The 12,971-nt window shown below is 74.7% G+C and carries 9 protein-coding genes; 5 read left to right on the forward strand and 4 right to left on the reverse strand.

Translation table 11 applies throughout. The features are described from left to right. Positions 1–30: 30 nt before the first annotated feature. The 3 genes from ACFV1W_RS22685 to ACFV1W_RS22695 form a co-directional block, all read right to left on the reverse strand. A complete protein-coding gene (locus tag ACFV1W_RS22685; protein ID WP_380419028.1) occupies positions 31–2,289 on the reverse strand; it encodes an ATP-binding cassette domain-containing protein in 2,259 nt (752 codons plus the stop codon). 228 nt (positions 2,290–2,517) lie between these two features. Continuing rightward, complete coding sequence (locus ACFV1W_RS22690; protein ID WP_380419029.1) at positions 2,518–2,886, reverse strand: DUF5132 domain-containing protein; 369 nt, start codon at positions 2,884–2,886, stop codon at positions 2,518–2,520. Between the two features lie 302 nt (positions 2,887–3,188). After that, on the reverse strand, positions 3,189–4,877 hold the full coding sequence (locus ACFV1W_RS22695; RefSeq protein WP_380419030.1) for a DUF885 domain-containing protein: 1,689 nt from the start codon (positions 4,875–4,877) through the stop codon (positions 3,189–3,191). A gap of 209 nt (positions 4,878–5,086) precedes the next feature. Between ACFV1W_RS22695 and ACFV1W_RS22700 the strand changes: the two genes are divergently transcribed. Genes ACFV1W_RS22700 through ACFV1W_RS22720 form a run of 5 tightly spaced genes read left to right on the forward strand, consistent with a single transcriptional unit; the run spans position 5,087 to position 11,588 of the window. Beyond that, positions 5,087–6,670: an ABC transporter substrate-binding protein gene (locus ACFV1W_RS22700; RefSeq protein ID WP_380419031.1), complete on the forward strand. Its 1,584-nt coding sequence runs from the start codon at positions 5,087–5,089 to the stop codon at positions 6,668–6,670. Next, entirely contained in the window at positions 6,667–7,653 is a 987-nt protein-coding gene (locus tag ACFV1W_RS22705) for an ABC transporter permease (RefSeq protein WP_380419032.1), read from the forward strand. Before ACFV1W_RS22700 ends, ACFV1W_RS22705 begins: the two co-directional genes overlap by 4 nt. Position 7,654: 1 nt before the next feature. Beyond that, a complete protein-coding gene (locus ACFV1W_RS22710) occupies positions 7,655–9,511 on the forward strand; it encodes a dipeptide/oligopeptide/nickel ABC transporter permease/ATP-binding protein (protein WP_380419033.1) in 1,857 nt (618 codons plus the stop codon). After that, on the forward strand, positions 9,508–10,299 hold the full coding sequence (locus tag ACFV1W_RS22715) for an ABC transporter ATP-binding protein (RefSeq protein WP_380419034.1): 792 nt from the start codon (positions 9,508–9,510) through the stop codon (positions 10,297–10,299). The genes ACFV1W_RS22710 and ACFV1W_RS22715 overlap by 4 nt, the downstream gene beginning before the upstream one ends. Next, positions 10,296–11,588, forward strand: coding sequence for an NAD(P)/FAD-dependent oxidoreductase (locus ACFV1W_RS22720; protein ID WP_380419035.1), 1,293 nt, complete (start codon positions 10,296–10,298; stop codon positions 11,586–11,588). The genes ACFV1W_RS22715 and ACFV1W_RS22720 overlap by 4 nt, the downstream gene beginning before the upstream one ends. A 22-nt stretch (positions 11,589–11,610) precedes the next feature. On the opposite strand, the gene ACFV1W_RS22725 is transcribed toward ACFV1W_RS22720, so the two are convergent. Beyond that, positions 11,611–12,684: an alpha/beta fold hydrolase gene (locus ACFV1W_RS22725; RefSeq protein ID WP_380419036.1), complete on the reverse strand. Its 1,074-nt coding sequence runs from the start codon at positions 12,682–12,684 to the stop codon at positions 11,611–11,613. Positions 12,685–12,971 lie beyond the last annotated feature (287 nt).

A 12,971-nucleotide genomic window follows, 5' to 3' on the forward strand; every position in this document is an offset into this window, starting at 1 on the left:
ACGCGGTCGGCGGGGGGCGGCCTGGTGCGGTCAGGCGGCGAGTTCGCCGGCCTGGAGCTGCCAGAGGGATGCGTAGAGTCCGTGCTGGGCGAGGAGTTCGTCGTGGGTGCCCTGTTCGGCGACGATGCCGCCCTTGTCCAGCACGTAGATCCGGTCGGCGTGGCGGACCGTGGAGAGCCGGTGGGCGATGACGACCATCGTCCGGCCGGCCGCGAAGCCGCGCAGCGTGCGCTGGATGGCGGCCTCGGTCTCGTTGTCCACGGCGGAGGTGGCCTCGTCGAGGATGACGACCGGCGAGTCCTTGAGGATCGCGCGCGCCAGCGCGATCCGCTGCCGCTGGCCGCCGGAGAGGGCGGCCCCGCGTTCGCCGATCAGGGTGTCGTAGCCGTCCGGCAGGGTCGCGATGAAGGTGTGCGCCTCGGCCATGGTGGCGGCCTGGACGACGGCTTCGTCGGAGGCTCCGAAGCTGCCGTAGCGGATGTTGTCGGCGATGCTGCCGTCGAAGAGGAACGGGTCCTGGGCGACGAAGCCGATGGCGTGGCGCAGTTCGCGGCGCCGCAGGTCCCGCACGTCCTGCCCGTCGAGCAGCACGCTGCCGGACTCCGCGTCCTGGAAGCGCATCAGCAGTTTGGCGATCGTCGTCTTGCCGGAACCGGTGGCGCCGACGAGGGCGGTCACCCGCCCGGCCGGGATCGTCAGCGAGAGGTCCTCCAGCGCCGCCGGGCGGCCGGGGTAGGCGAAGGTGACCCCGTCGAGGACGATCTCGCCCCGTACCTCGGCGCGGTCGAGCGTCCCGTCGCTGCCGTCGGTCTCGACGGGCAGGGCATGCAGCCGCTGGACCCGGTCGTAGGAGGTCAGGGTGCGCTGGTACTGGTCGACGATGCCGCCGAGCCGGCTCATCCGCATCAGCAGCATCTGGGGCAGCCCGATCAGCGGGCTGAACACCTCGAAGCGCAGGGTGCCGTTGAGCACCGAGCGGCCGCCGATCAGCAGGGTGCCGGCCATCGAGGCGGTGGTGCAGGCCCGGACGGTCTCGGCGTGGCGAATCGTGCTCCGGTCGGTCTGCCGGGCGCTCTCCTGGGCCGCCTCGCTCAACCCGTCGATGCGTTCGGCCTCGTAGTCCTCGGTGCAGAAGCTCTTCACGGTGGCGCCGGCCTCCAGTGAGTTGATCACCTGGCTGCCCAGCCTGGCCCGGCGCTCGCCGGTGTCGGCGTAGTCGGCCGCGGCCTTGTCCTGGTGGCGCAGCGACAGCCAGGCGATGACCGGGATCGGCAGGAAGGCGATCCAGGCGATCTGCGGTGCCAGCAGCAGGAACGCCGGTACCAGCAGGGCCAGACTGGTGCCGAGTTGCAGCACGTCGTTGGCCGGGCCGGCGAAGAAGGCGCCAATCTGGCCGACGTCGTCGGTGAGCGCGCCGGCCACCCGGGTGGTCCGCTCGCCCTCCAGCTGCCCGAGTTCGAGGTGCTGGACGTGCCGGTACGTGCGGCTGCGCCAGTCGTGCTCGATGTCCTGGCCGAGCCGGCGCCACTGGAGGTTGGAGGCGTACGACAGACCCGCCACGGCGGCGCAGGCGCCGGCCACCAGCCCGGCGAGGCCCCAGAGTTGGGCGGACGCGGTGGTCAGGCCGAGGCTGACCAGCGGCGCCGCCTCGCCCTTGATGAGGACCAGTCCGGTCCAGCCGAGGAAGGTGCCGAGCGCCATCTCCGAGACCTGGCAGGAGACCGAGAGCGCGGCGGCCCGGTAGAGGCGGCGGCGGTGCGGTCCGACGATCTCCAGCAGGGGGTGTCGGCCCTCGCCCGGCCCGGCGACGTCCCGGGTGGTGTCGACGGTTCGCTGCCAGGCCTTCCGGGCCACGGCGGCGGTCGCGGTCGCGATCCCGCCGAGTGCCACCAGCTGCCTGCTCAGCGCTGACCCCTTGACCAGCGCGACGCCGGCCGCGACCCCGCCGCCGACGGCGAGCACCGGTCGTACGACCAGGCCGCGGTCCGCCCGCGGGACCGGTGCGGCGGCGGGCCGGGCCGGTGCGGGACGTCCTGCTCGGGTCGGTCCCTCCGCGACCAGGGCGACGGCCCGGCGGACGATCCCGCCGACGTCCGCGGCACGCACCCGGGCGTCGTGCCGGACGAGCACCCCGCCGGTGACCGGGTTGGCCTGGGCCTCGGTGATCCCGGGAACGCGGCGCAGCGCGGCGGCGAGGACCTCGGCCGTCCGGGGCCGTCCGAGCACCAGCTTGACGTCCCAGCGCTGGCGGCCCGGAATGACCGAGCGCGGGCTCGCGTCCAATTCCACGGAGCGGAATCCGGTTGCGGCACCCAGTAGCGATGGCATGTGTACGATCACCTGTTTGCGGAGGTCGCGGAAAAACCGTCACGGGCACGACGGAGTAGGGCGACGGAACGGGAATTCGGGGCGGCGGATCTCTTCGGCCGAACGGCCTGCGGTGGGCCGCCGCCCGTGCGCTCCGTCGAAATCGGTCGGAACGGGCGCCAGGCGGCGGCCGCGGCTCCTCAGGGGCCGTCAGTGCGTCTTTCCGGCGGCGGTTCCGGCGGCAGCGGTCGGCCGGATCTTGGGGGCCCTCGGGTCCCCCTCGGGGCGGGCTGCGACCTCCTCCTTGCCGCCGTTCGGGACGCCGCTCCCGGGGGCGCGCTGGCCGTCGCCGGAGCGGATCGCGGTGTCGCCGGAGGACGCCTGGGCGGCCACCATGTCGGCGGCCACCTCGGCGGCGAGGTCGTGGATGTTCTCCCCGGCCTCGTGGGCTGCCTTCTTCACCTCCATCGCGATGCCGACGGACGTCTTGACGACTCCTCGCACCAGTGGCTTGAGCAGTCGCTTGGCCAGCGGGGCGACGATGAGGCCGACCAGGAAGGGCGGTACTACGGGCGGCATGATGCTCCGTCCTCTCTACGCATACGTATGACAGGGAACCCGGGCACGGTGAAAAACCGGTGCAGCGCACACCGGGCAGACGGAAGCATTCCACCTCGGAAACCGGGATTCACCTACCGAACCGGATTTCCGACCACCGTCAGGCGCCGCCCGATCTCGTGGCCACCGTAGTCGAACCATGTCCGCCGGAGCCAAACGCCTTCCGGTCGGTTCACTCGTGCGAGTGTTCATGATCTTCTTGTACGGTCCGAATTTCAGCGCACCCGAACATCGCGCGATGTGACTGTCCGCTTTTACATGCCTCAGGAAGTGCCGAGTTCCCGTGCCACCCGCCTCCTGAGACCGTGGAACGGCAACGCCCCGCCACCCAGCACCGCCTCGTGGAACGCCCGCACGTCGAACCCGGCCCCGAGCGCCGCCTCGGCACCGGCCCGCAGCCGCCCGAACTCCAGGAAGCCGGCCCGGTAGGACAGCGCCTGCCCGGGCAGGTCCGTCGAGTAGCGCAGCAGGTCCGAGGCGATCTGGCCGTCCGCCTCGGTGGAGTTGGCGCGCATGAAGTCCCGGGCCTGCTCCAGGCCCATCGTCCCGAGGTTGAGCCCGGTGTCGACCACCAGCCGCTGCGCGGTGAACCGCTCCTGGGCCAGCCGCCCGTAGGCGTCCCACGGGTCCTCGTAGAGGCCCGCCTCCCAGCCCAGGCCCGCCGCGTACTCGGCCCAGCCCTCGTTGAACGCGCCGAACTCGGCCACCGTGCGCCGAAGTTGCGGCAGGGAGCGGTCCTCGGCCTGGCGGGCGAGGTGGAAGTGGTGGCCCGGCGCCAGCTCGTGGTAGATCAGCGAGGCCGAGCCGAGCAGGGACCGCCGCTCCAGGTCCGAGCCGTTGTAGCGGTAGCGCCCGACCGGGTCGGCCGCGGTCGGCGCCTCGTAGTACCCGAAGGTCATCCCGGGCTCCAGCGCCGGGTCCAGCCGGGCCAGCCCGTACGGCGCCCGCGGCAACACCGCGAACCAGCGCGGCAGCACCGGGGCCAGTCGGTCCAGGTGGCCCCGGTAGCGGGCCTCGACCTCCTCCGGCGTCCGGGCGTACAGCCGAGGCTCGGTCCGCAGCCGCTCGTGGAACTCGGCCTCGGAGCCGTGGAACCCGAGTGTCGCGCGCAACTCCCGCATCCGCTCGGCGAGTTCGCGGCACTGCTCGCGGCCGAGCTCGTGCAGCCGCTCGGGTGCGGTGTCGCCGCCGGTGCAGGTCCGGACGAAGTCCCGGTACGCCTCCTCGCCACCCTCGTAGCGCGCCCAGCCGACCTCCTGCGGCGCCCCGCGCAGATAGCCCGGGGCGTCGAGGACCGAGAGCAGCCGGTCGAACGCGGGCGCCAACTCGATCTCCGTCAACCGCCCCACGCCGTCCCGGAGCTGTCCGCGCTCGGCGGGCCCGAGCTCGTCGAGCCGGTCGTCCCCCACCTCGACCCGGCGGGCCACCGACTCCCGCAGTCCGGCGACTGCGGTGCGGACTCCGGCCAGCGCCTGGGGCGGCACCCGGAAGCCGCGCACCGCCTGCCCCACGAACTTGTCGCAGATCGAGCCGACCACCCCGGCCAGCTCCCCCACCAGTCCCAAGTAGCGCTCGACGTCCGCCCGTTCGGCGAAGCGGAACGGGCGCAGCACCGCGTCGACGTACAGCGACAGCGGGAACAGCCGGTACGGCGTGGCGGCGGGCGTCAGCCAGTAGTGGCGGTGGGCCCGCACCTCCTGTTCGGCCAGTCCGGCCAGGAAGGCGGCGGTGTCGGAGTCGGCGCCGGTCAGCTCCGTGCCGTCGAGCGACCGCACCTCGCCGAGCACCCCCTCGGCGAACCGCGCCCGCTCCTCGGCCTCGGCGAGCGAGGCCCCCGGCAGCGTCTCGACCGGAAGCCCCTGGCGGACCCTCAGCATCGGGTCGCGGGCCAGCAGGAACTCCCAGTAGCGGTCCGCCGTGCGGCCGATCCCTCGGCCCGGTTCGTTCGTCATGCGGCCATCCTGGCGACGACCGAGTTCTGGGCGGCCCGCTGCCGGACCCACGGATCGCGGCACCCCTCGAAAGGGTGAATCGTGATCGGCCCCCCAGGCCGCCGCCCCCGCTCCCGGCCCAGCGCACAGGCGGCCGAGCTCATTCGAACATGCTTGTCACACGCGTCAGTTGACTCGCCACGGCCAAGCCCCGGTGGCACCATGGCGCCATGCCCCGACGCTTCCCGCCGGTCGCCCCGGCGGCTCTCCTCACCGCCTCGGCCGTCGCGCTGAGCGGCTGCGGCGGCGTCGCCGGCTCCTCGACGACCACCCCCCTCGTCGACCGCGGCACCGTCCGGATCGCCGAGTCCAGCGAGACGCCGAGCTTCGACCCGTACTCCACCTTCGGCGCCGGTCAGGCCCGCTATGCCTACGACTCCCTAGTCAACCTCACCCCCGACGGCACCGTGGTCTCCGGCCTGGCCTCCTCCTGGCAGGCCACCACCACGACGGCAACCTTCACCCTCCGCCCGGGCATCACCTGCTCCGACGGCACCACGCTCACCGCATCCGCGGTGGCCCGGGCACTCGGCTACGCGGGCGACCCGGCCCACCAACTCGCCGGAGCCCAGACCGTCCTGCCGAACGTCCCGTTCACCGCGAGCGCCGACGACGACGCCGGCACGGTGTCGGCCACCACCGCCGCGCCCTTCCCGTTCCTCACCCGCACCCTGGGCCTGCTGCCGATCGTCTGCCCGGCAGGCCTCGACCGCCCCGCGACACTGGAACGCACCACCCAGGGCACCGGCCCGTACGTGCTCACCCGCTACCGCCCCGGCGGGCCCTACGAGTTCACCGTCCGCGAGGGCTACGCCTGGGGCCCGGCCGGGGCGACCACCGCAGAGCCGGGCCTGCCGGCCCGGATTGTCCTCTCGGTGGTGCCCCAGGCCTCCACCGCCGCGAACCTGCTGCTCACCGGGGGCATCGACATCGCGAACGTGAACGGGCCCGACCGCGCCCGGCTCACCGGCCACGGTCTGGCCACCGCCGACGTGCCGACGGTGGTCGGGCTGACCTTCTTCAACCAGCGCCCCGGCCGCTCCCTGGCCGACCCGGCGGTGCGCGGCGCCCTGGTGGCCGCGCTCGACCGCCAGGGCCTCGCCAACGTCGCCGTCGGCGGCGTCGGCCGGCCCGCCACCGACTTCGGCGCCGAGGGCGCCGTCTGCCACGCCGACCTCGCCGCCGCCAACCTGCCCGACCGGGACGCCGCCGAGGCCCTGCGCGCCGCCGGCTGGACCCGCACCGGCGGCGGCCCACTCGGCAAGGACGGCCACCGGCTGAGGCTGCGCCTGATCACCAGTGCCGACCTCGGCCCGACCCTGCCGCCCGCCGCCGAACTGATGGCCCGCGCCTGGACGGCGCTCGGCGCGGACGTCGAGCTGGTCACCGAGAGCCTGCCCGCGCTCGTCAACGCCATGTACCGGACCGCCGACTTCGACGTCGTGGTCGGCAGCACCCCCGGCTCCGCCCTGCCGGTCGGCTTCATCCCGTTCTTCTCCGGCCCGACCCCCGCCCGGGGCCTCAACTTCGCGGGCGTCACCAACCCGGAGTACGACGTGTTGGTCGCCCAGGCGCTGCGGGAGCCCGACACCACCGGCTGCGGCACCTGGAACCGGGCCGCCGCCGCGCTGCTGCGCGCCGCCGACGCCCTGCCCATCGCCGACGGCCGGAGCACCGTGTACGGCTACCGCACCACCTTCGCCACCACGTTCGGCGGCGGGCTCGTCCCCACCAGCATCCGGCTGCACCGGTGAACCGGCGGCCCGGCGCGGACCCGCCCCGCCTGCTGCGCAGCCCATGGACGGCGTTCCTGGCCCGGCGCTCGGCCCGACTGCTGGCCTCCCTCGCCATCGTGCTCACCGCCTCCTTCGCGATGGTCCGGCTCGTCCCCGGCGACCCGGTCCGCGCCGCCCTCGGCGTCGACGCGGCCCCCGAGTTGGTGGCCGCCCGTCGCCACCAACTCGGCCTCGACACACCGTTCCCGGCCCAGTACCAGCACTACCTCGACGGCCTGGTGCACGGCGACCTCGGCACCTCCCTGGTCACCGGCACACCGGTCGCGGAACTGGTCCGCACCCGGCTGCCGGCCACCCTGGGGATCGCCGCGCCGGCCTTCCTGGTCACCCTGGCCGTCGCCCTGCCCGGCGGACTGCTCGCCGCCGTCCGCACCCGCGACGGCCGGCACCCGCGCAGCGAGCTGGCGTTCACGGTGGTCACCGCCGGCCTGGCCGGGGTGCCGGACTTCGTCCTCGCCGCCGGGCTCACCGCCCTGCTGGCCGTCGGCCTCCAACTGCTGCCGGTGGCCGGCGCGGCGGGCGCCGAGTCCTTCGTCCTGCCGGTCCTCGCGCTCGCCCTCGCGCCCACGGCCGTCCTGCTGCGCGTCGTCCGGGTCGAGGCGCTGAAGGTGCTGGGCGAGGACTACCTCCGCACCGCCCGGAGCAAACGGCTCTCCCCCGCCCGCCGTTATCTGCGGCACGCGGCGCCCAACACGGCCACCGCCGCGCTCACCGTCGCCGGGAGCCTGCTGCCCGCCATGATCGCCGGCACCGTGCTGGTCGAGAAGGTGTTCGCCTGGCCCGGCATCGGATCGGCGATGGCCCAGTCCGTCGTGTCCCAGGACTACCCGGTGATCCAGGCGATGGTGCTGATCCTGGGCACCACCGTGCTGCTCTCCGGTCTCCTGGTCGACGTGCTGCTGGCCGTGCTGGACCCCCGTTCGGTGGTCCGGGAGAGCTGAGATGTCCCGTCCCCGCAGGTACCTCCGCTCGCCGATGGCCTGGGCCTCGGCCCTCATGCTGGCCTCACTGGTCGTGCTGGCGCTGGCCGCCCCGCCGGTGTGGGGCGTCGCGGCCGACCGTCCCGACCCCTCGGCGGTGCTGCAGGGCCCGTCCGCGACCCATCCTTTCGGCACCGACAACCTCGGCCGGGACGTGCTCGCCCGGGTCCTCACGGCCGCCCGGCCCTCCCTGCTGCCGGCACTGGCCGCCGCCCTGCTCGGCGCCACCGGCGGCGTCCTGCTCGGCGCGGCCACCGCCGTGGTCGGCCGCCGCGCCCGCCGGCTGCTCACCGCGCTGATCAACCTGCTGCTCGCCTTCCCCGCACTGCTGATCGCGCTCTTCCTCGCCGTCGTGTTCGGCGCGGGCGCGGCCGGGGCGGTGCTCGCCCTCGCCGTCGCGGGCGTCCCCGGCTTCGCCCGCCTCGCCCAGACGCTCGCCGCCGCGGTGGCCGGCACCGACCACCTGGCCGCGGCCCGGGTCCTCGGCCTGCGCCGGCACCGGCTGCTGTGGCGGCACGTCCTGCCCAACATCGCCGAGCCGCTGCTGCTGGCCGCCACCACCGCGGCGGGCACGGCGCTGGTCGCGCTCTCCGGGCTGAGCTTCCTGGGCCTGGGCGTCCAACCACCCGGCTACGACTGGGGGCAGCTGCTCAACCAGGGGCTGGACCGGATCTACGCCGACCCGCTGCCCGCGCTCGCCCCGGGCCTGGCGATCCTCTACGCGGCCCTGACCTTCCAGCTGCTCGGCGAGGTCCTGGCCGGCCGGGTCGCCCACCGGGCCCCGGCGGACCGGACGCCCGCGCCCCCACCCGCCCCGAGCGGGCCGGCCGAGGACGGCCCGGTGCTCCAGGTCGAGGACCTCTGCGTCGAACTGCCCACCCCGGACGGGGTGATCCGGCCGGTGCGCGGGGTCAGCCTGTCGCTTCGGCCGGGCGAGATCGTCGGGCTGGTCGGCGAGTCCGGCTCGGGCAAGTCGCTCACCGCGCTCGCCGTCGCCGACCTGCTGCCGGATCGGGCCCGGGTCTCCCGGCGGGCCATGCGCCTGCTCGGTGCCGACCTCGCCGCCATGACGCCGAAGGAGCGCGACCGCCACCTGGCGACCGGCCTGGCGATGGTCTTCCAGAACCCGGCCTCCGCGCTCAACCCGTCCCTGCGGATCGCCACCCAGCTCACCGAGGCCGCCCGGGCCCACCGCGGCGCGAGCCGTGCCGAGGCCGCCGCGCAGGCCGCCGACGCCCTGCGCCGGGTCGACCTTCCCCCCGCGCTGTTGCGCTCACGCCCCCACCAGCTCTCCGGCGGCCAGCGCCAGCGGGTGATGATCGCCTCCGGCCTGATGGTCCGGCCGGCCCTGATCATCGCCGACGAACCGACCACCGCCCTCGACGTCACCGTCCAGCGGCAGATCACCCGGCTGCTGTCCGAGATCCGCCGCGAGACCTCCGCCGCGATCCTGTTCATCAGCCACGACATCGCGCTCGTCGGCGAGTTCTGCGAACGCGTCCTGGTGATGTACGCGGGCACCGTCGTCGAGACCCTGCCCGCCGACCGCCTCGCCGACGCGACCCGGCACCCCTACACCCGGGCCCTGGTCGAGTCGGTGCCGGACCTCACCGCGGACCGCGACCGGGCACTGCCCACCGTGGAGGGCCCACCGCCCGACCCGCTCGCGCCCGCCCCGGGCTGCCTCTTCGAGCCGCGCTGCCCGCGCCGCCTGGACCGCTGCGCCGAACAGGCCCCGCCGCTGGACGGCCCCGACCCGGCGCACCGGGTCGCGTGCTGGAACCCGGTGCCGGTCGCCGTCGCGGCGGTGCCGTCATGACCGCCCTCCAGCTCCGCGACCTCACTGTCCGCCACCACGGCCCGCACGGCCCGGTCACCGCCGTGGACGGCGTCTCGCTGGACGTCCCCTCCGGCCGCACGCTCGGGCTGGTCGGCGAGTCCGGTTCGGGCAAGTCCAGCCTGGCCCGTGCGGTCGTCGGGCTCGCCCCGGTGCACGGCGGCCGGGTCCTGCTGGACGGCCGGGAGGTCCGGGTCCGCACCCTGCACGACCGGCGCCGGCTCGGCCGCCTGGTGCAGGTCGTCCTCCAGGACCCGGACACCGCGCTCGACCCGCGGATGACGGTTCGTCAGACGCTGGTCGAGGCAGCCACCGTCTTCCGGCGGCTCGACCGGACGGCCCGCATCGGGCACGTCACCGAACTGCTCGCCCTCGTCGGCCTGGATCCCCGGCTCTCCGACCGCCTCCCACTCCAGCTGTCCGGCGGGCAGCGCCAGCGGGTCGCCATCGCCCGCGCCCTGGCCGTCGGCCCGGAGCTGCTGATCGCCGACGAGATCACCTCGGCCCTCGACGTCTCGGTGCAGGCCGCCGTGCTCAACACGATCCGCGAACTCCAGCGGCGGCTCGGCCTGTCCATGCTGTTCATCGGCCACAACCTGCCCGCGGTCTGCCACGTCTCCGACACCGTGGCGGTCATGCGGCACGGCCGGATCGTCGAGACCGCCGCCACCGAGGCCCTGCTGCGCAACCCGCGGCACCCGTACACCCGGGAACTGCTCGACGCCGTACCGCGCCTGCGTACCCGCCCGGCCGAGGAGGAGCCGTCATGACCGTCGGGCAACCGGACGCCGTGGTGGTCGGAGCCGGGGTGATCGGCTCCGCCATCGCCCTCGAACTCGCCCGCACCGGACGGAAGGTGGTCGTGGTGGACAAGGCGGGCGCGCCCGGCCACGGCTCCACCGGTGCCTCCAGCGCGATCATCCGCTTCAACTACTCCACCTTCGACGGCGTCGCCACCGCCTGGGAGGCCCAGCACCTCTGGACGGACTGGCCCGGGCACCTGCGGCTCACCGGCAGCCGCCCGCTCGCCGCCTTCCACCGCACCGGAGCCGTCCTGCTCGACTCCCCCGCCGCCGACCCCTCCGGGGTCACCGCCCTGTTCGACCGCGCCGGCGTCCCGTACGAGCGGTGGGACGCCGCCGCGCTGCGCCGACACCTGCCCGGGATCGACCCCGGGCGGTACTGGCCGCCGAAGCCGGTCGACGACGACGCCTTCTTCGCCGACCCGACCGGCGAACTCGGCGCCCTGTTCACCCCGGACGCCGGGTACGTCGACGACCCTCAGCTCGCCGCCCAGAACCTCGCCGACGCGGCCGGCGAACTCGGCGCCCGCTTCCTGTTCCACCGGACCGTGACCACCGTGGACCGGCACGCGGACCGGGTGACGGGCGTCCGCCTGGCCGACGGCGGCCGGATCGCCGCACCGGTCGTGGTCAACGCCGCCGGACCGTGGTCGGGCGCCCTCAACCGACTGGCAGGCGTCAGCGGGGACTTCACCGTCGGCGTGCGCCCGCTGCGCGAGGAGGTCCACCAGGTCCCCGCGCCGAGCGGCTTCGGGCCGGTGGTCGCCGACCTCGACCTCGGCACCTACCTGCGAGCGGCCCCCGGCGGCCACCTCCTGATCGGCGGCACCCAGCCGGACTGCGACCCAACGGAGTGGGTCGACGACCCGGACGCCGCCGACCCCCGTCCCACCGCCCGCCGCTTCCGCACCCAGGTGACCAGGGCTGCCCGCCGCCTCCCCGCGATCGGGGTGCCCAACCGGCCCCTCGGGACCGCCGGCGTGTACGACGTCGCGGACGACTGGACCCCGATCTACGACCGCACCGCTCTCGACGGCTATTACGTCGCCATGGGCACCAGCGGCAACCAGTTCAAGAACGCCCCGCTGGTCGGCCGCTACCTGGCCACCCTGATCGGCCTGGTCGAGTCCGGCCACGACCACGACGGCGACCCCGTCCGCTACCGCTGCGACCACACCGGCAACGTCGTCGACCTGGGCTCCTTCTCCCGCCGCCGCCCGGTGCGGGCCGGCTCCGCGCGAACGGTCATGGGCTGACCCGGCTCATGGACTGACCCGGTCATGGGCTGGTCACCCGCAGCTCCCGCACCAGGTCCCGGACCACACCGACCACGAACCCGGGCGCCTCGCGCGGGAAGTCGTGGCCGGTCCCCGTCGGGGTGTGCACCAGCCGGGACGCCGTCGACGCCGCCAGGTACCGCACCCGGGCGCGCAGGTAGAACCGGCTGATCCGCTCGGCCTCGGCGGCGTCCCGGGCCCCGGCCAGCACGGTCTCGCCGCCGACGAGGTCCCGGGGTGTCACCAGCACCAGCGGCAGGTTCCCGAGGTCCCCGTCGTACACCACGGTCTCCCAGCCCACCTCCGCCAGCCCGGACGGCGTCAGTTCCCGGAAGGCCGACGCGGCGGCGCACAGGTGCCCCGTCCGCCCGCCCCGGCCGGTGAACAGCCGCCGCGCCGCCGCCAGCAGGAAACCCCGGCGCATCCCCGTGAGCTGCCGGTTGCGCGGCGCGAAGGCGATGATCTCCAGGGGCGTCGGATCCAGCAGCACGAGGCCGGCCACCAGGTCCGGCCGCCGCCTGGCCACGTTCGCAACCAGTAACCCGCCGAAGGAATGACCGACCAGCACGAAGGGGGGCCGCTCCCCCGCCGCCTCCAGCGCGGCCGGCAGCTCCTCGGCCTCGGCCGCCGTCGTCCGAGGGAAGGGCCCGACGTCGCTCCAGCCCGTCCCGAAGCGGTCGACCAGCACGGACCGGGCCTGGCCCGCCAGCATCGTGTGCAGCTCCCGGAACTCCTCACCGGGGGCGTGCCCGCCAGGCATCCAGACCACCGTCGGCCCGACTCCGGCCGGCCCCTCGGCGAGCACGTGCATCCGGTGGCCGTGCACCTCCACCAGCCGGCCCGGCGGCAGATTCAGGCGCGCTTCGCGGGCCACCAGCACCAGGTGCCGCGCGGCTCCCGTCGCCAGCAGCGCACCGACCGCCACCAGCAGTCCACCGAGAGCCACCGACCACGCCTCCCCCACCCCGACCAGCCCGCCACCGGCCCCCGCCACCAGCACCGCGACCGGCACCCCGAGCCAGTCCCGGCTCAGCAACGCGAGTAAGGAGTCCTTGATCCGTCCGTACCGGCGCATCGGTCCTCCGCGAAGGCACTCGAAAACCGATCCATGCCCTCTATCCTCCCCCCGTCCGACCGGGCCGACTCCAGGCTCCCGCGCCACCTCCCGGCTCCGGCCGTTCACGAACGGGTGAAACCCGACCGATCCCGCACTCGCCAGCCCCAGCTCGAACCCACCGCCGAGTACGGCATCGGAGCCGTGCCCTGCTTCGATGTCGCCCTGACGGACGACTCCTTCGCCGCCACGCCGTCGCGCACAGGCACGGTGGGCGACCTGCGGCTCGTCCCTCTTCGACGAGGAGC

Source organism: Kitasatospora sp. NPDC059648 (assembly GCF_042734825.1).
Lineage (GTDB): Bacteria > Actinomycetota > Actinomycetes > Streptomycetales > Streptomycetaceae > Kitasatospora.